At 70.3% G+C, this 18,338-nt stretch carries 16 protein-coding genes; 6 read left to right on the plus strand and 10 right to left on the minus strand.

What is annotated here, in order from left to right; genetic code table 11:
• Positions 1-2: 2 nt before the first annotated feature.
• Positions 3-1,268: a metallophosphoesterase family protein gene (locus H7965_RS13885; RefSeq protein ID WP_186771185.1), complete on the minus strand. Its 1,266-nt coding sequence runs from the start codon at positions 1,266-1,268 to the stop codon at positions 3-5.
• A gap of 451 nt (positions 1,269-1,719) precedes the next feature.
• On the opposite strand from H7965_RS13885, the gene H7965_RS13890 reads away from it, so the two are divergent.
• Positions 1,720-2,391, plus strand: coding sequence for a hypothetical protein (locus H7965_RS13890; RefSeq protein ID WP_186771186.1), 672 nt, complete (start codon positions 1,720-1,722; stop codon positions 2,389-2,391).
• A 118-nt stretch (positions 2,392-2,509) separates the two neighbouring features.
• Here H7965_RS13890 and H7965_RS13895 read toward each other — a convergent pair whose 3' ends face one another.
• Complete coding sequence (locus tag H7965_RS13895) at positions 2,510-3,238, minus strand: transporter substrate-binding domain-containing protein (protein ID WP_186771187.1); 729 nt, start codon at positions 3,236-3,238, stop codon at positions 2,510-2,512.
• 124 nt (positions 3,239-3,362) lie between these two features.
• Between H7965_RS13895 and H7965_RS13900 the strand changes: the two genes are divergently transcribed.
• Positions 3,363-3,896 (plus strand): 4-vinyl reductase, encoded by a 534-nt coding sequence (locus H7965_RS13900; RefSeq protein ID WP_186771188.1) that lies wholly within the window; start codon positions 3,363-3,365, stop codon positions 3,894-3,896.
• 209 nt (positions 3,897-4,105) lie between these two features.
• The gene (locus H7965_RS13905; protein WP_186771189.1) at positions 4,106-5,266 is read left to right on the plus strand and encodes a phytanoyl-CoA dioxygenase family protein; all 1,161 of its coding nucleotides are present in this window, start codon (positions 4,106-4,108) and stop codon (positions 5,264-5,266) included.
• A 51-nt stretch (positions 5,267-5,317) separates the two neighbouring features.
• Here H7965_RS13905 and H7965_RS13910 read toward each other — a convergent pair whose 3' ends face one another.
• A complete protein-coding gene (locus H7965_RS13910) occupies positions 5,318-5,977 on the minus strand; it encodes a 3-oxoacid CoA-transferase subunit B (protein ID WP_186771190.1) in 660 nt (219 codons plus the stop codon).
• Positions 5,978-5,990: 13 nt separating this feature from the next.
• Positions 5,991-6,689: a CoA transferase subunit A gene (locus H7965_RS13915; protein ID WP_186771191.1), complete on the minus strand. Its 699-nt coding sequence runs from the start codon at positions 6,687-6,689 to the stop codon at positions 5,991-5,993.
• A gap of 200 nt (positions 6,690-6,889) precedes the next feature.
• Here H7965_RS13915 and H7965_RS13920 point away from each other — a divergent pair, with 200 nt between their 5' ends.
• Positions 6,890-8,221 (plus strand): LLM class flavin-dependent oxidoreductase, encoded by a 1,332-nt coding sequence (locus H7965_RS13920; protein ID WP_186771192.1) that lies wholly within the window; start codon positions 6,890-6,892, stop codon positions 8,219-8,221.
• 34 nt (positions 8,222-8,255) lie between these two features.
• On the plus strand, positions 8,256-9,602 hold the full coding sequence (locus H7965_RS13925; protein WP_186771193.1) for an LLM class flavin-dependent oxidoreductase: 1,347 nt from the start codon (positions 8,256-8,258) through the stop codon (positions 9,600-9,602).
• Between the two features lie 466 nt (positions 9,603-10,068).
• Here H7965_RS13925 and H7965_RS13930 read toward each other — a convergent pair whose 3' ends face one another.
• Positions 10,069-11,049 carry a Bug family tripartite tricarboxylate transporter substrate binding protein gene (locus H7965_RS13930; RefSeq protein WP_186771194.1) on the minus strand — a complete coding sequence of 327 codons (981 nt, stop codon included), beginning with the start codon at positions 11,047-11,049 and terminating at the stop codon, positions 10,069-10,071.
• Positions 11,050-11,221: 172 nt separating this feature from the next.
• Between H7965_RS13930 and H7965_RS13935 the strand changes: the two genes are divergently transcribed.
• Complete coding sequence (locus H7965_RS13935; RefSeq protein ID WP_186771195.1) at positions 11,222-12,598, plus strand: MFS transporter; 1,377 nt, start codon at positions 11,222-11,224, stop codon at positions 12,596-12,598.
• A 6-nt stretch (positions 12,599-12,604) separates the two neighbouring features.
• Here the strand turns inward: H7965_RS13935 and H7965_RS13940 are convergent, their stop codons facing one another.
• The 5 genes from H7965_RS13940 to H7965_RS13950 all read right to left on the minus strand — a co-directional run bounded on the left by H7965_RS13940 (position 12,605) and on the right by H7965_RS13950 (position 18,327).
• On the minus strand, positions 12,605-13,909 hold the full coding sequence (locus H7965_RS13940) for an MFS transporter (protein WP_186771196.1): 1,305 nt from the start codon (positions 13,907-13,909) through the stop codon (positions 12,605-12,607).
• A 245-nt stretch (positions 13,910-14,154) separates the two neighbouring features.
• Entirely contained in the window at positions 14,155-14,289 is a 135-nt protein-coding gene (locus H7965_RS30890) for a hypothetical protein (RefSeq protein WP_261394196.1), read from the minus strand.
• 27 nt (positions 14,290-14,316) lie between these two features.
• The gene (locus tag H7965_RS30895) at positions 14,317-14,445 is read right to left on the minus strand and encodes a hypothetical protein (protein ID WP_261394197.1); all 129 of its coding nucleotides are present in this window, start codon (positions 14,443-14,445) and stop codon (positions 14,317-14,319) included.
• 139 nt (positions 14,446-14,584) lie between these two features.
• Positions 14,585-15,070 (minus strand): DUF1269 domain-containing protein, encoded by a 486-nt coding sequence (locus H7965_RS13945; protein WP_186771197.1) that lies wholly within the window; start codon positions 15,068-15,070, stop codon positions 14,585-14,587.
• 98 nt (positions 15,071-15,168) lie between these two features.
• Positions 15,169-18,327 (minus strand): efflux RND transporter permease subunit, encoded by a 3,159-nt coding sequence (locus tag H7965_RS13950; protein WP_186771198.1) that lies wholly within the window; start codon positions 18,325-18,327, stop codon positions 15,169-15,171.
• Positions 18,328-18,338 lie beyond the last annotated feature (11 nt).

The raw sequence follows: 18,338 nt of genomic DNA on the forward strand, positions 1-18,338 counted from the left end.
GGCTATTCCTCGGCCAGCCGCGCCAGCAGCAGGACGCGGGCGCGGGCGAGGATCTCCGGCGACACCTCGCCACGCGCGGCGGCCACCGCCGGATGCTCCTCACCGAGCAAGCTGCGCAGGTCACCGCTGCGGTTGAGCAGCGCCGCGGCGTAGTCCCTCGTCCTTGCGGCGACCGCTTCCGCCTCGGCGGCCTCGATCGCCGCGACCATGCGGCCGAAGGCATCCGAGCGCCGGCCGAGCCCGCCAGTATCACCCGCGGGTGCGGTGGCCAGCGTCACATCCTCCAGCCAGAATCCCTCCGGCGCGGCGTTCAGCCCCTCGCCGCGGATCTGCTCGCGGATGTCGCCAGGGTCGCGCTGCAGCGCGCCATGCAGCGGCGTGGCCCCGCGCAGCACCACCCGCGCCGCCAGCAGCCGGCTGCCGACGCCGGAGAGCGCGGCTTCCAACGCCAGCCGCACCCGGTTCAGCACCTCCGCCGCATCGGCGGCGCCGTCCAGCGCCACTTCCACTCGTGCCCAGCGCACCGTGTCCAATGAGCGGTGCTCCACCGCCGCCACCCGGCCGTCGCGCACGGTGACCAGCATGGCGCCCTTGGCCCCGGCTTCGCGCACATGGCGACCCTGGAGGTTGCCGGGGAAGACCACCCAGCAATCGCCCTCGGCCAGCACCTCCCGCGCATGGATGTGGCCGAGCGCCCAGTAGTCGTAGCCATGCCGCAGCAGCTCGGCCAGGGCGCAGGGGGCGTAGCCGGCATGGCCGGGGCGGCCGTTCACCGAGGTATGCAGCAGGCCGATGTTGAAGGCGCCCGCTACCGGCCGCGGATAGCGCGGCACGAGGTTCTCCAGCATCTCCCGCCGGGCATAGCCCTGGCCGTGCACCACCACGCCGAGTTCCGGCAGCGGGTGCGATTCGGGTCGGGTGGGCAGCATGGTGGCGCCCTCGGGGAAGCGGAGCTGGCGGGTGAGGATGCTCTCCGCGTCATGGTTGCCGGAGATCGCCACCACCCGGATGCCGGCCCGGGTCAGCCGCGCCAGCTGGCCGAGCAGGAAATGCCCGGTCCCCCAGTCCCGCCATTCGCCGTCGTAGAGGTCGCCGGCGAGGACGACGAAATCCACCTGCTCCTCGATCGCCAGGGCGACGAGGTTCTGCAGCGCCTCCCGCGTCGCGCCGCGGATGCGGTCGGCGGGCACGTCCGGCCGCGCCTCCAGGCCGCGCAGCGGGCTGTCGAGGTGGAGGTCGGCGGCATGGAGGAAACGGAAGTTGGCCATCGCTGCCATCAAAGCGGATGCCGGGGCGGCGGGGAATGGGGGCGGCGCGTACCGCGGCAATTCCGGGATGCCCATGCAACGCCAGCGGCCGCCGGCGCGACCCCGTCTGCCATCCCTGCCGGCCATGCCGGCATCCCGCGCCATGCCGCAGCGAGACTGCGCCCGCGCCCCGACACCAGAATCGGCCCTGCGGAATGCCCCCCCGCCGCGCCGCGGCGCAATTCGACGCCACCGCCCGGCAGGGGCCACAGAACGCGCTGCTCTTCGCCACATGCTTCGCCGGATGGCGAGATGAAGTGGAGCTTCCGCCGCTGAGCGGCGATTCCTGAAATCCGCCTCCAGACCATTAACAGTCTGTTATAACTTTTCTGTCAGACGAGCTGTCCGGCGCAAAACCGCGCCTTGCGCGGACCGCCAAGGCGGCTCCTGCACTCGGACAGGAAGGACCGGCATGGACTTCGGCACCCGCAGCATCCGCTCGGCAGGGGCTGGCAGCGGCAGCATCGAGGTGACGCTTCCGGCGGCACTCCGCGAGCTGCAGGGGCTGCCCTGCCGCATCATCCTGCGCGACGGGCTGCAGCCGGAGATCGTCCTGCAGCCCGATCTGCGGCCCGCCCGCGCCGCCTTCACCCGGCTTTCCCTCCGGCTTCAGAATGCGCTGGACCTGCCGGCTGGCGATCCCCCGTTCGGCGATATCCTGCTCTCACTGCAACCAGAAGAAGTGCCCCCAGGCGCGCCACGGCTGGCCTGGACGGATGGCGTGGCACTCGCCGCGCCGCCGCCGCACCCGCTCGCGCCGCTGGCCCGCAGCCTGCGCGGCCTCGCGGAACCACTGGCGCTGCTGGCCGGGATCGGCCCCGATCTCGCCCCAGCCTTCGCCGCCGCAACCGCCTGGCTGCTCACCGGGCTGGTGCCCGAGCCGAATGAGCAGGAAGGCTGCAACATCGTCGCCGAGGCGCTGTCGACCGAAGGCATGAACGCCCGTCCGCCGCTGCTGCCGGAGGACGCCTACGACCCCGCCGCCTGGAAGGCGGCGCAGCCGTTGCTGCGCCGCCTGTTCGGCCTCCATCGCGACTGGACCGCCGATCCCATGCGCCGTGCCGCCCTCGGCACGGCCTGGTGATGCGGCCTCATGCTGGAAGTCAGCGGGGATAGGTTCCCGTCACGTGGTGGGCCGCGGCTTACGACACGACGCCCGAAATCTGAGGCCCTGAACCTGTCGAGCTTCAGGGCCGCTCCTGTCAGGCCCCCGGCGCCACCGACAGGCCGCGCACCTTGTGCTGCGCGATGAAGCGCGCAACCAGGCCGCTGCGCTTCGCCTCCTCGACGAAGTCGGCCAGGAAGGCGGCGGCGGCGACATTCGCCCGCGCCGTGCCGATCGCCTGCTGCACCGCCATGAACTGGCCCTCCAGGATGCGGGCGCCGGGCAGCGTCTCGACATCGGTCAGCAGCCCCGGCCGCAGCCCGGCATAGACCTCCTGCTTCTGGTCGAGGAAGGTCTTGAAGGCCGCGCCGCCGCCGCCCGGCACCAGCACCAGTTCGGCCCGCCTGATGTTGCGCTCCAGCCAGAGCGTATAGGCCGCGCCCGCGCTGGAGACGATGCGGTTGCCGGGCTGGTCCACCTGGTCCATGGCGGTGATCGGCGAGCCCGGCGGCACCAGATAGGTGGCCTCGATCTCGCAATAGGCGGCGGTGAAGGCGATCTTCTCGGCGCGCTGCGGCTCGGCGCCGATCAAGCCGATGTCCCAGGCGCCGGTGCCGGCGGCATCGGCCAGTTCGCTCGGCCTGGCATAGGGTACGTACTGCACCTTCACACCCAGCTTGTCGGCGATGGCGCGGGCCATGCTGGGGGAGACGCCCTCGGGGCCGCCATCGGCACTGCGGCCGGTGACGAGCAGGAAATTACCCATGTTGATGCCGGCGCGCAGGACGCCGGTCGGCGCCAGCTGGGCGAGGATTTCTGGGGACATGCTTCGGGCTCCGGTTTCCTGGACTGCGGCGCCAGCATAGACCGCCCGACCGCCACCGCCAGCCGCGCCCTTGCAGCACGCCGCACCCACGCCGCACCATCGTCGCCGGCAGGAGACCATGCGCATGGCAGCACCCGAGGTTCCGATCGACATCGACCCCGAGACCGGCATCTGGCGCACCGACGGGCTGCCGATGATCTACCTGCCGCGGCATTTCCTGGTGAACATCCAGAAGGGCGTCGAAGCGGCCATCGGCGTCGAGGCGTTCCGCGCCATGCTCTACGGCGCCAGCGACCTCTCCGCCTTGCAATGGTGCCGGGAGGAGGCGAGGACGCACGGGCTCTCGCCGGTGGATACCTTCCGCCACTACCTCAAGCGGCTTTCGCAGCGCGGCTATGGCCGGATCGAGATCACCGCGCTGGATGCGGCGGCAGGCAGCGCCGCGGTGACGGTGCGGCACTCGGCCTATGCGTTGGGCTATGGGCCGGGGACCGGACGCCGGGTCTGCTACATGCTCGAGGGCAGCTTCAGCGGTGGCATGCGCTACGTGCTGGAAATGGCCGGGCGCGCCGGCGAGCCGGTCTGCCGGGAAGTGGCCTGTGCCGCGGACGGGCACCCGGAGTGCCGGTTCGAGCTGCGCTGCGAGCCGGTGGGGTAGGTACGAGGAGAGCTTGGCACCCCTCTGACTCAGGCCGGTCCAGGGGGCGCTTGCCCCTGGCGGTTGGGGCTTGGGGAAGGCAGCGCCGTCCCCGATACACCAGCCTGAAGCAATGCCCCAGCTTACGCCGGTTGCCAGGCGCCGCCACCAGGCCCTACCGTCCCGCAAGGCCCCGCCTCGCGCGGCGACCAGCAACGGGAGGCAGCGGCATGAATCATTCCGCCACGACGCTCGAGGTCGAGTACGGCTCCGAGGGCGCCGCCATGCAGGCCTATCTGCGCGCCGGCGAGCAGCGCGCCCATGCCCTCGGCAACCGCGGCCCGATCCGCCGCACCGCCGATGGCAGGCTGCATCCGGAGATTCTGGAAGCCTATTGGCGCTGCGGCTTCTACGTCTTCGAGGGCGTGGTCGGCACGGCGGAGCTGGCCGATATCGAGGCCGACATCCAGACGGTGCTGGACCGGCTGCCGGCGGAGCGTGGCGCCGCGCTGGATGCCAAGGGCCGCCCGGCGCTGGCCGCCGACAACAAGGCGGCGACCCTGTTCTGGGCCCGCCCGCTGGGCGACCCCTTCGGCGGCACCGCGCTCGCCAACGGACGGCACCCGGTGAAGATGTTCGAGCCGACGCCGGATGCCGATGCGCCGAAGGAGGTGGTCTACCTCATCCTCGGTTCGCTGCAATTCTCGGAGGCGGCGCTCAGGCTCTATGGCCACCCGGGCCTGCTGGCGGTGGCGGCGGCGGTGAACGGCGATGATTTCACGCCGTTCAACGAGGCGTTCTTCATCAAGGAGCCGGGCCGCGGCGCCTCGGTCGCCTGGCACCAGGATGGGGTGACGCATTGGAACAGCCCGGAGTGGGACCAGGGCTCGCACGGCTTCAACTTCATGGCCCAGCTCTACGGCTGCACCGCGGCGAATGGCGTCTGGGTGGTGCCCGGCTCGCACCAGCGCGGCAAGGCGGACATCAAGGCGATGGTCGCCGCGGCGGGGACCGAGCGGCTGCCGGATGCGGTGCCCATTCTCTGCAAGCCGGGCGATGTGGCGATCACCAACCGGCAGACGGTGCATGGCTCCTTCGCCAATACCAGCCGCGACTGGCGGGTGACCTTGAACTTCGGCTTCCACCGGCGCCGCTCGGTGCTCGGCGTGAAGGGCGGCGGGGTGCACAACGCGCCCGCGGTCTATGACGAGGCCCGCATCCGCGAGCGGGCCCGGATCATCGGCTATGCGATCGACGCGAGGCGCCAGCGCTTCCCGGAGGAGACGCCCTTCGCCTACCGGCCGCATGTCGAAGCCGGCGAAACCTACCGCTGGGACGCCGCGGCCAAGGCCGGGATGAAGGACTACAACCTGCTCGACCTCAGCATCTGACCGCCACGACAGCCCGGTGCGGCCCGCGCCGCGCCGGGGCTGCCGCGGCACCTACTCGCGGTGCAGCTCCGCCTCCGTGCGGGCCTGCAATTCCTCGAAGCTGAGGCCGGGGATGATGTCGATCACCACGAATCCCTTCGGCGTCACATCCAGCACCGCAAGGCTGGTGTAGACCCGGCTGACGCAGGCGGCCGCGGTCAGCGGATAGGTACAGCGCCGGAGGATGCGGGCGCGGCCGTCCTTCGTCGTATGCTCCATCGTCACCCAGACCCGCTTGGCGCCCACCGCGAGGTCCATCGCCCCACCAATCTGCCGCCCGGCCTCGGTGGCGGATTGCGCCCAGTTCGCCAGGTCGCCGTTCTCCGCCACCTGGAAGCCGCCGAGGACGCAGAGGTCGAGATGCCCGCCGCGGACGATGGCGAAGCTGTCGGCATGGTGGACGAAGCTGGCGCCGGTGCGCAGGCTGACCCGCTGGGTGCTGGCATTGACCAGCCAGGGATTCTCCTTGTGCGGCTCCGGCGCCGGGCCCATGCCGAGGATGCCGTTCTCGGAATGCAGCACCACCTCGCGCTCCGGCGGGATGTGGTTGGCGATCAGGGTCGGCACGCCGATGCCGAGGTTGACGTACCAGCCTTCCGGGATGTCGCGCGCGGCACGGGCGGCCATGCCGCTGCGGCCGAGCGGCTTGTGGCCGGATGCAGTGTCGTTCATCGCGAATCCTCCCTCAGCGCGGCAGCTGCGGATCGCCGGCCGCGACATGCAGCACGCGATCGACGAAGATGCCCGGGGTGACGATCTCATTGGCCGACAGCTGGCCGAGGTCGCAGATGTGGTGCGTCTGCACGATGGTCAGCTGGCCGGCCATCGCCATGATCGGGTTGAAGTTGCGGCTGCTGTCGCGGAACACGAGGTTGCCCCAGCGGTCGGCCATCCAGGCATCGACCAGCGCCACGTCGCCGGGCAGCGCCAGTTCCAGGATGCAGGGGCGGCCGTTGTACTCGCGCGCCTCCTTGCCCTCGGCGATCAGCGTGCCGGCGCCGGTCGGGGTGAAGAAGGCCGGCACCCCGGCACCGGCGGCACGGATGCGCTCGGCCAGCGTGCCCTGCGGCACCACCTCCGCTGTCATGCGGCCGTCGCGCACCGCCTCGCCGGCAATGCTGGTGGCGCGGATGAAGCTCGTGATCACCTTGCGCACCCGGCCAAGCTCGACCAGCCGAGCGACGCCGGTCGTCGGATCGCCCGGCTTGTGCACCCGGCCGGCGGAGTTCACCACCAGGGTCAGGTCGGTGGCGCCCTGCTCGATCAGCCCGTCCAGCAGCGCGTTCGGCGCGCCGACATCGCCGAAGCCGGCGATGAGCACGGTCGAGCCGTCACGGATGCCATTCATGGCCTCCGCCATGGAGCGCACGAATTTGTCGATCATCCCGCGGGTGTCCTCCCCTCCGTTGCGGTCGCAGCCCGAGATCCTGCGACGGCTCCGGCACTGATGCGGCGGAGACTAGGCGCGGAAGCGGCAGCCGCGCCAGAGCGGTTGGCCATTTCGTTGTCGCCTTGCGCGCGGCGACGTGACGTGTTGCGCTGCATCAACATGCCCCGGCCGGTGGGGCTTGCAGGAGGCACCGCATGAGCGCCCGCAGGCAGATCAGTCTCGGTCTTTCGATGCGTTACCTCGGCTACCACGCCGCCGCCTGGCGCCACCCTTCGGCCGATCCCGCCGCGGCGTCGAAGTACTGCCATTTCCTGCGCATCGCCCAGACCGCGGAGGCGGCGAAATTCGACATGGTGTTCCTGGCCGACGGCATCGGCCTGCGCACCAAGGACGAGCCGCCGGGCGCGCTCTGCCGCTCGCACCAGACCGCCGAGCTGGAACCGCTGACGTTGCTCTCCGCGCTGGCGCCCATGACCAGGCACATCGGCCTGGTTGCCACCGCCTCCACCACCTACAACGAGCCCTTCCACATTGCCCGCAAATGGGCCTCGCTCGATCACATCAGCGGCGGCCGCGCCGGCTGGAACATCGTGACCTCCTGGTCCGAGGCCGAGGCATGGAACTTCAACCGCGACAGGCACATGGACCACGAGACGCGCTACGAGCGCGCCGGCGAGTTCGTCGAGGTGGTGAAGGGGCTGTGGGACAGCTGGGAAGCCGATGCCATGCTGCACGACAAATCCAGCGGGCTGTTCTTCGACCAAGCGAAGCTGCATGTGCTCGGCCACCAGGGCAAGCACTTCAAGGTGCGCGGGCCGTTGACCGTGAAGCGGACGCCGCAGGGCAGGCCGGTCCTGGTGCAGGCCGGTGCCTCCGACCAGGGGCTTGAGATCGCCGCGCGCAGTGCCGAGGTGGTCTATTCCGCGGCGCATCACCTGGATGCGGCGCGCGCCTATTACGCCGACCTGAAGTCGCGCCTGGCAAAATACGGGCGGGAGCCGGAGCATCTGAAGATCATGCCCGGCATCACCCTCTTCATCGGCCGCACCGAGGCCGAGGCGCGGGAGAAATTCGACCTGCTGAACGCACTGGTCGCGCCGGAGATCGGCCTCTCCTACCTCTATGGCCAGATGGGCGACCTCTCGGGCCATGATCTCGACGGCCCGGTGCCGGAGCCGCCCAATCCGCTGGTCAAGAGCATGGCGCGCAACCTGCTGGCCCTGGCGCGGCGCGACAGCCTGACCATCCGCGAGCTCTACACCACCATCGCCGCCGGCTTCGGCGGCCGGGTGCTGGTCGGCACGCCGGAGCAGATCGTCGATGACATGGAGGAATGGGTGGTGGCCGGCGCCGCGGACGGCTTCAATATCTGCCCGCCGGTGCTGCCGCTCGGTCTCGATGAATTCGTCGAGCTGGTGATCCCGGAGTTGCGCCGGCGCGGCATGTTCCGCACCGAATACGCCGGGCCGACATTGCGGGAGAATCTCGGCGTGCCGATGCCGCCCAACCGCTACACTGCGACCTGAGGCATCCGGCCAGGACCAGCGAGGAGGCACCGTCATGACGGCAGGAAGGATGATGCGGCTCGGCATGTCGCTGCGGGGCCTCGGCTACCACATCGCTGCCTGGCGCCACCCGCAGGTGCCGGCGGACGGCACGCTGCGCTTCGATCATTACCTGCGCAATGCCCGCGCGGCGGAACGCGGGCTGTTCGACATGATTTTCTTCGCCGATGGCATCGGCATCCGCGAGAAGGATGAGCCGCGCGGCTCCCTCGCCCGCTCAGGCTACGAGATCGTCGAGCTGGAGCCGATGACCTTGCTGCCGGCGCTGGCGGCGCTGACCCGGAACATCGGCCTCGTCACCACCGCCTCCACCACCTACAACGAGCCCTATCACGTCGCCCGCAAATTCGCGACGCTCGACATCATCAGCGACGGCCGCGCCGGCTGGAACATCGTCACCAGCTGGTCGGAGGCGGAGGCGCGCAACTTCAACCGCGACAGCCACCTGGACTACGACATGCGCTATGGGCGCGCGGCGGAGTTCGTCGAGGTGGTGACGGGGCTGTGGGACAGCTGGGAGGCGGACGCCTTCCCTTACGACAAGGCGGGCGGGCTGTTCTACGATGAGCGGCGGATGCATGTGCTCGACCACCAGGGCCGGCATTTCAAGGTGCGTGGCCCGCTGAACGTCGCCGCCATGCCGCAGGGCAGGCCGATCCTGGTGCAGGCCGGCGCCTCCGAACAGGGGCGGGAGATCGCCGCGGCGACCGCCGATGTGGTCTATGCCGCGCAGGACAGCATGCAGGCGGCACAGGCCTATTACGCCGATCTGAAGGGCCGCATGGCGCGCTATGGCCGCGACCCGGATCACCTGAAGATCCTGCCCGGCGTCCGCACCGTGGTCGGCCGAACCCGGGCGGAGGCGCAGGCGAAATTCGACGAGCTGCAATCGCTGGTCGACCCGCTGGTCGGCCTCGCCCGGGTGTTCAACGCCCTCGGCGACCTCAGCGGCCATGATGTCGACGGGCCGGTGCCGGAGCCGGTGATCGAGCCGCAGATGCGCAGCAGCGTCGAGCGCATCCTGGCCCGTGCGCGGCGCGACAACCTCACCATCCGCCAGCTCTACACCCAGCTCACCGCCGGCGGCTTCATCCTGATCGGCACCGCGGCGGATATCGTCGACGTCCTGCAGGAATGGTTCGAGGCCGGCGCCTGCGACGGCTTCAACGTGCTGCCGACGCATCTTCCGGTGGCCTGCGAGGATTTCGTCGAGCACATCACCCCGGAACTGCAGCGCCGCGGCCTGTTCCGCACGGCGTATGAAGGTCGCACCTTGCGGGAGAATCTTGGCCTGCCGCCGCATGTGAACCGCCACACCGCGGCCCGGCGGGCCGTGGAGTAGCGCAATACCCAGGATCGCCGGCATCGAGATCATCCCGGCCGAGCGCACCATGGCGGTTGCCTCCCGCGGGATCGTGCCGAAGCGCGGCGGTACCGTCCGGCCTCGCACCGGTGAAGGGATCAGGGACATCGGCGAGGCCCGAGGGCCGGCGGCGACCTTCATCGGGCTGATCCTGGGGCGGTGGCGGTGATCGAAGCGCTGCTCTCGCTGCCCGGCCTCGGGCGGTTGATCCTCCCGGCATTCAGCAGAACGGCTATCGAGCGGTGCAGGGTACCCTGCTTTTCGTGGTGCAGGTCGCGACCGCCATCACCACCGCTGGCTACGCCTGCCACCTGCCCTGGGACGGGCTGGCGCCGGGCCGCTGGTGGCACGGCTGATCGGCCGGCACCGGGGATTTCACGCCGGAACCGCGTTGTTCCGGCGCCCCGGCTTCGGGCTGGCCGCCTCCGGCCAGCCCGCCTGGCGTTCAGCCCAGGGTGATCCCGGCGCTGCGCACCACCTCGCCCCAGCGCTTGTGCTCGGCCTCGAGGTGACGGGCGAAATCCTCGGTGCTCTGCGGCGCCGGCTCGATGCTGTAATTCCGCAGCCGATCCCGCACCTCGGTGGTGGCGAAGCCTTCCTGGATGATGTCCGAAAGCTGCTTGACGATCGGCGCCGGGGTGCCGGCCGGCGCCTGAACGCCCCACCAGATCATGGCGGAGAAGCCGGGCAGCCCCCCGGCCTCGGCCACGGTGGGCACGTCGGGCACGGAATACCAGCGTTCGGCACTGGTCACCGCCAGCAGCTTCACCTTGCCGTCCCGCGCCAACTGCGGATAGGCGGGGAGGTTGTCGTTCACGATGTCTAACCGTCCGGCCAGCAGGTCGGTCAGCAGCGGGGCGGTACCGCGATAGGGCACGTGCTGCAGGCTCACGCCAGCGTTGCGATGGATGGATTCGCCAATTAGATGGCCGGAGGTGCCATTGCCCGGGCTGCCGAAGAGCAATTGCCCCGGCCGTGCCCGCGCCAATTCCAGCGCCTCCCGCAGCGTATTCGCCGGCAGGTCGCCGCGCGCCACCACGCAGTTCGGCGTATGGCAGGTGCGCGCCACCGGGACGAGGTCCTTCACCGGATCATAGCCGAGCCGCGGGTAAAGATGGGGCCCCATGGCGCTGGCGCTGATGGTGGAGATCAGCAGGGTGTAGCCATCCGGATCGGATTTCGCCGCCGCCTCTGCGCCTATGTTGCCGCCCGCGCCGCCACGGTTTTCCACCACCACTGGCTGGCTGAGGCGTGCCCCGAGCACTGCTGCCGTGGTGCGACCCACCGCATCGGTCGAAGCTCCTGGCGGAAAGGGGATGATCACCCGCACCGGGCGGTTGGGCCAGGGTCCTGTCTGGGCGCGCAACAGCCCCGGCGCGGCCAGCAAGGGAAGCGCGCCCAGCAGGGCCCGACGTGGAGCGTGCATATATTCCTCGAAAATTTGGTGCTTTAATAAATAAATACGCTTTTGTGTCGCATTGGCAACCCGCCGCGACACCCCGCCGGCGCGATTTCCGGCCGCCCCTTCCGGTCAGGCACCCGGGCGGGCCACACTGGCGCATGGGCGGGAACGGACGGCATGCCATGCGGAGCAGAGGGTGAAGGGCGGCGCGCTCTGGCGGCTGCTGCTGGTCGGCCTCGGCACGCTGGTGGTGCCGCTCGACAGCGCGCTGAACATCGCCTTTCCGCCGATCACCGCGCATTTCGGCCTGGCGCTGCCGGATATCCAATGGCTCGTCATCGGCTATGTGCTGACCTATGGCAGCCTCATGCTGGGCATCGGCCGGCTGGGCGACATCTTCGGCCATGCGCTGGTGTTCCGCATCGGCCTCGGTTGCAGCGCCCTGGCCTACCTGCTTTGCGCCGGGGCACCGGGGTATGGCTGGCTGCTGGGCTGCCGGGTGGCGCAGGGGGTGGGGGCGGCGCTGGTCATCGGCTGCGGCCCGGCGCTGGTCACCGGGCTGTTCCCGGAAGCGCTGCGCGGCCGGGTGCTTGGGCTTTACGCGCTGATGTTCGCCGCCGGCGGGGTGCTCGGTCCCTCGCTCGGCGGGGTGCTGGTGGCGGCATGGGGCTGGCCGGCGGTGTTCTGGTTCCGCGCCCCCATCGCCCTGCTGGCGCTGCTGCTGCTGCGCGGCCTGCCGGCACCGCCACCGGCCGCGATGCGGGAGCCGTTCGACCTGCCGGGCGCGGTGCTGCTGGCACTGGCGGTCGGCAGCCTCCTGCTGGCGGTGAACCAGGCCCGCTACCTTGCAGAGGGCGGGCTGGTGGCGCCGGCGCTGGCGGCGGTGTTCCTCGCGGCGCTGCTCGGCTTCCTCCGCCGCAGCGCCCGGGCGGCACGGCCGATCATCGCGCTGGAGCATTTCCGCCGGCCGGGCTTCGCCCGGCTGAACGCCGGGAATGCGTTGGCCAATTTGGCCGGTTTCGCGGTGCTGCTGTTCGTGCCCTACTATCTGGCCGACATCGCCAGCCTGCCTACGGCGGTGGCCGGGCTGGTGCTGGCGGCCAGCCCCTCAGGCGCCATGCTCGGTGCGGCCCTTGCAGGCTGGCTGCTGGGGCGGGTGGCGGCCTGGCCGATGGTACGCCTCGGCGTCGGGCTCAGCGCGGCAGGGCTGGCGCTGATTGCGCTCTGGGGCGCCGGCACGGCGCCGGCGCTGCTGGTGGCCTGCCTGCTGCTGCATGGCGCCGGCCAGGGGCTGGTGCAGGTGGGCTACACCGACATCGTCACCGCCACCCTGCCGCGGCGGGACCGGGGCGTCGCCGGCAGCCTTACAATGATGACCCGCACCCTGGGCGTGGTCAGCGCCGCCTCCCTGCTGACCCTGTGGTTCGACCGCTGGCAGGCGGCCGCCCTCGCCTCCGGCGCCGCGCCGGCCGCGGGTTTCCTGGAGGGCTTCAGCGCCGCCTTCGCCCTGGCCGCTGTGCTGTGCGGTGGGGTGCTGCTGCTGCTGGCCCGGCCCCCGCCGTCGCAGACATGACGGCACCTACCGCGCCTCCCCCATTCGCCACAGTGCCGCACGCCAGCGCCAGGCAATGGCGGCGGTGGCCAGCAGACCGAACCCGGCATAAAGGGTGGCGGTAGCGGCGAAGCCGAGGCGGGCGATGCCGAAGCCGGCCAGCAGCAGCCCGACCGGCAGCCCATAGATCGCCAGCATCCGCAGCCCCATGACCCGCCCCCGCAGCCCGGCCGCGGTGATCCGCAGCAGCAGCACCTGCATCGGCACCATGCAGAAGCTCTGGATGAAACCCGCCAGCAACAGCAGCACCATGCCAGCCAGTGCCGTCTCCGCCTGGGCGAAGGCCAGCAGCACCGCAAACCACAGCCCAGCCGCCAGCAGCATCACCCGCGCCGGCCGCGCCCCGACCCCGCGCAGGCTGAGCAGCAGCGAGCCGAGCAGCGCCCCGCCGGCGAAGCAGGCGACCAAGGTGCCGAGCCCAGTGCGGTCGAGGCCGTAGACATCCCGCGCCACATGCGGCAGCAACCCGCCGGACAGCGGATAGGCGGCGAAATTCGCCAGGCAGGCCAGCCACAGCGCCGCCAGCAGCGCCGGCGTCGCGCGGGCATAGGCAACACCCTCCCCCAGTTCCCGCCAGGTGGACAGCAGCGAGGCCTTCGCCCGCGCCTCGCCGGGCCGCGCCGGCTCGCGGATGCCGAAGGTCAGCAGCAGGCTCGTCAGGTAGAGCCCAACCACCACCACATAGGCCGGTCCCATGCCGAGCGCCGCGACCAGCGCGGCGCCGCTCAACGCGCCGATCACCCGGGCGGAATCCATGCTGACCCGCTCCACCCCGATGGCGCCGGCGAGCTGCGCCGGGGGCACGGTGGCAGCGATCAGCGCGTTGCGCACCCCGATGTCGGAGGGCCGGACCAGTCCCGAAAAGGCGGCCACCACGAAGACCGCCAGCGGATTCAGCTGGCCAGTCAGCGCGAGCACGGCGAGGCACAGCGACAGCAGCACATAGGCCGCCCGCATGGCGGAGAGCACGGTCCGATGCCCCAGCCGGTCACCGGCCACGCCGAACAGCGGCGAAATCAAGGTGCCGGTGAATTGCAGCGAGCCGAAGGCGGTCAGCCACACCACCGAGCCGGTCTCGATCAGCACGTACCAGCCGAGCACCAGCGTCTCCATCTCGAAGGCCCAGGAGACCGCGAGGTCGGCCGGCCATTGGAAGCGGAAGCTGCGCTGGCTGAAGGGAGAGCTGCGTCCGGCGGTTGGCGCCGGGCGGTCGGCGGCATAGGCCAGAACCGATGGATCGGCGCGAATTGCCTTGGGGTCCGGCCCGCTCATGGCCGCGCCCTGGTCTTTGACATCCGGTTTCCTCCCCCGCGGACATGCCGCCGCAGCGTACTCCCGGCAGTATGGGGCCAAGCGGCCGTCGGAGGCGAGAGTAACGCCGGCCACCTGCCCCGGGCGGGTCTATTCCGCGGCCATCGGCAGGGAGGCGACATGGGCGCGGAGCTTCGGCATCACCTCCTCCGCCATTAGCTGGTAGGAGCGACGGTGCAGCGCCGGCTCATCCCACTCCTTCGCCATCAGCAGCCCGCCGAGCGGGCGAGATCGCCGACGATCTGCACCAGCCGGTCCAGCACCGTCTTCGGGCCGCCGCAGATCACGATTTCTGACAGCAGGCGCTTGATGGTCAGCACCTTGTCCGGCACCTCGGGCAAGGTCTTGAAGATGTGCAGCAGGTGCTGTTAGTAGAAGCGCAAGGCGCTCTGCGGCCAGACCATGTATTCGTCGGCCTTGGCGTTGCTGTCCAGCACCATGATGCCGCGTGCCAAAGTCCATTTGTCACGGTCGGGCCTACGGCCGGCCCAGTGCATGGCAAGGCGCTGGCCTGAACTCGCACCAACGGCCGTTGATCGTAACTGATCGACGGTCGCCTCCGTCGTGGAGCAGCTTGCTCTGCAGCCCTTGGCTACGCGCCACTCGGCATGAATGGAACGTTCATGCCAAGCGGCATCAGGCCGCCTTCAGCGCCTCGCGCAGCTTGGTCTCCTGCTCGGCGGTGAGGTTGGTGCGCAGCACCGTGCCGCCGAACGCCGCCATGGCGGGCAGCACCTTATCGGCGGTCACCTTGCGCACCAGCACGCAGAGCGCGGCCTGGCCAGGGTTAAGCGCCCCTGCCGCATCCTTCAGGAAGTTGTCGTCGATGCCAATGTCGGTGAGGTAGCCGCTCAAGGCGCCCGCCCCGGCCCCGAATGCCGCGCCGAGCAGCGGATTGAGGAACAGCATGCCGATGATCGCGCCCCACAGCCCGCCAGAGGCCGCGCCGGCCGCCGTGGTGTTGATCAACTGGTTCAGCTTCACGCTGCCATCGGTCTGGCGCACCGCAACCACGGCGTCGCCAAGCTCGATAAGATACTCCTTCTGGAGTTCAAACAGTTTCTCTCGCGCAGCCTCGGCCTTCGCTTCGTTCTCATAGGCGATGATGACGAGATCGGCCATGGTCCGCTCCTGCTCTCCGGGTCGCGCCTGCTAACACGGGGCGGGGCAGGAGGGAGGCAAGAACGCGTGATCCTGCCACGCCTCCCGCGCTCTGCCGCTCAGCCGGTTGCGGCCTGGTCCGGCGCGGTGGCGCGCCGCCGCGCCACCGTCCGCGCCACGACATAGAACAATGGCGTGAACAGCAACCCGAACAAGGTCACGCCGAGCATGCCGTAGAACACCGCGACACCCAGGCTCTGCCGCATCTCGGCACCGGCGCCGGTCGCCACGGTCAGCGGCAGCACGCCGAGGATGAAGGCCAGGCTGGTCATCAGGATCGGCCGCAACCGGGTTTGCGCCGCCGCCGCCGCGGCCTCCCACCGCGTCGCCCCGGCCAGCTCCGCCGCACGAGCGAATTCGACGATGAGGATCGCGTTCTTCGCCGCCAGCCCGACCAGCACCACCAGCCCGACCTGCACCAGCACATTGTTATCGAGCCCGGCATGACCGATCCCGAGCAGCGCCGCCAGCACCGACATCGGCGCGATCATCACCACCGCCAGCGGCAGCAGCCAGCTTTCGTACATCGCCGCCAGCACCAGGAAGACGAAGACCACCGCCATGCCGAATGCGATCGGCGCGGTGTTGCCGGCGATGCTTTCCTGCAAGGCGAGCTCCGTCCATTCATAGCCGAAGCCCTCTGGCAGGCTGGACCGCAGCACCTCCTCCATCGCCGCTATCGCCTGGCCGGTGGAAATGCCGGGCAGCGCAGCGCCCTGCACCTCGGCCGCCGGGAACAGGTTGTAGCGCGGCACTCGGTAGGGGCCTGAGGTTTCGTGGAAAGTGGCGACGCTGCCGAGCGGCACCATGCCGCCGCTGTCGGCCCGGCTGCGCAGCCGGGCGATATCCTCGATCGCCATGCGGTGCTGCATGTCGGCCTGGGCGGTAACCCGCCAGGTGCGGCCGAGCAGGTTGAAGTCATTGACGAAGGCCGAGCCCAGGTAGATCCCCATCGCCTCATGCACGCGGGAGATCGGCACGCCGAGCATCTCCGCCCGGGTCCGGTCGATGTCGGCGCGAATCTGCGGCGTCGCGGTATTGAACAGGCTGAAGGCGAAGCCGATCCCCGGTGCGCCGTTCGCCGCCGCCAGCACCTGCCGGGTCGCCTGCTCCAGCGCCTGCGGGCCGCGGCCGGCGCGATCCTGGATCATCAGCTTGAAGCCACCACCGGTGCCGATGCCCGGCACCGGCGGTGGCGGCAGCACCAGCGCCAGCGCATCCTCCTCGCCGCCCAGCCGTTGCTGCAGATCCGCCAGGATCCGGTTGCTGGTCAGGCCAAGCGGCGCCCGCTCCTCGAAGGGCTTGAGACCGGCGAAGACCACACCGGTGTTCGGCGCATTGGTGAAGGTCGCGCCATCGAAGCCGACGAAGGCCACCGCATCGGCAACGCCCGGCGTCGCCATGATCGTCTCCGAGGCACGGCGGACCACCGCATCGGTCCGGCTGAGGCTGGCGCCGGGCGGCAGCTGGAATGCGGCGATCAGATAGCCACGGTCAAGTGCCGGAATCAGCCCGGTCGGCGTGGCCAGCACACGCTGTCCGGTCGCTACCAGCAGCCCGGCATAGAGCAGCAGCAGGATCACCGGCAGCCGCACCAGCCGCCGGGTCAGCCCGCCATAGCCGAGCGACAACCGATCGAACAGCCGGTTGAAGCCGCGGAAGAACAGCCCGACCGGCGCCAGCAGCCGGTTGCGCGGCGCGGCATGGCCATGCGGCTTCAGCAGCAGCCCCGCCAGCGCCGGCGACAAGGTCAGCGAAACCACCGCCGAGAGCAGCGTCGCGACCGAGATCGTCACCGCGAACTGCTTGTAGAAGGCACCGGAGATGCCGGTGATGAAGGCGGTCGGCACAAAGACCGCGACCAGCACCAGGGCGATCGCGATCAGCGCGAAGCCGACCTCGTCCATGGTGCGCCGCGTCGCTTCCAGCGGCGAAAGGCCGGCGGCCATGTGCCGCTCGGCATTCTCCACCACCACGATGGCGTCGTCGACGACGATGCCGATGGCGAGGATCAGCCCGAACATCGTCAGCGTGTTCAGGGTGAAGCCGAGCGCCAGCAGCACGGCGAAGGTGCCGACGATGGAGACCGGGATGGCCAGCAGCGGGATCACCGCGGCGCGCCAGTTCTGCAGGAACAGGATCACCACCAGCACCACCAGCAGCACGGCCTCGGCGAAGGTGTGCAGCACGGCTTCCATGCTCTGGGCGATGAAGCGCGTCGGGTCGTAGACCACGCTCCAGCCGATGCCGGACGGGAAGCCGGCGGCGGCCTCCTCCATGGTGCGGCGGACCGCAACCGCGGTCTCCAGCGCGTTGCTGCCGGGCCGCTGGAAGATGACGATGGCGGTCGCCACCTGGTTGTTCAGCAGCGCATTGATCGTGTAGTCGGCGGCGCCGATCTCGGTGCGCGCCACGTCGCGCAGCCGGACCGGGGCGCCGCCGCTGCCGGTGGCCACCACCTGCTCGTCGAATTGCTCCGGTGTGGCAAGGCGGCCGAGCGCCTGCACGCTCACCTCGAACGCCCCCGCCTCGGCGGCGCGGGGTGCCTGGCCGATGGCGCCGGCGGCCACCTGGGCATTCGCCCGGCGCAGCGCCTCCACCACCTCGCCCGGCGCCATGCCGCGCGCGGCGACGCGGTCGGGGTCGAGCCAGACCCGCATTGCGTAATCGCGGGCGCCGAAGACCTGGGCATCGCCGACGCCATCGATCCGGGTCAGCCGGTCCTTGATCGCCAGTGTGGCGAAATTGGAGACGTATTCCGGGCTGCGGCTGCTATCGGGCGAGGTCATGTGCACGACCATCAGCAGGTCCGGCGAGGCCTTCTTCACCGTGATGCCGAGCCGCCGGACATCCTCCGGCAACCGCGGCTCGGCAATGGCGACGCGGTTCTGCACCAGCACCTGGGCCTGGTCCACGTCGGTGCCCTGGCGGAACACCACGCTGATCGTCACCCGCCCATCGCCGGTGGATTGGGAGGAGAGGTAGAGCATGCCGTCCACCCCGTTCACCTCCTGCTCGATCGGCCCGGCGACGGTCTGGGCGATGGTCTCCGCCGAGGCACCGGGATAGAGCGCCGTCACCTGCACGGTCGGCGGCGCGATATCCGGATACTCGGCCACCGGCAGGCGCATAGCGGCGATGGCGCCGACCAGGGTGATGGCGATGGAGATGACCGCGGCGAAGACCGGGCGGTCGATGAAGAAGCGGGCGAGGCGCATGGTGCGGGATG

The organism is Siccirubricoccus deserti, from assembly GCF_014283215.1.
GTDB lineage: Bacteria > Pseudomonadota > Alphaproteobacteria > Acetobacterales > Acetobacteraceae > Siccirubricoccus > Siccirubricoccus deserti.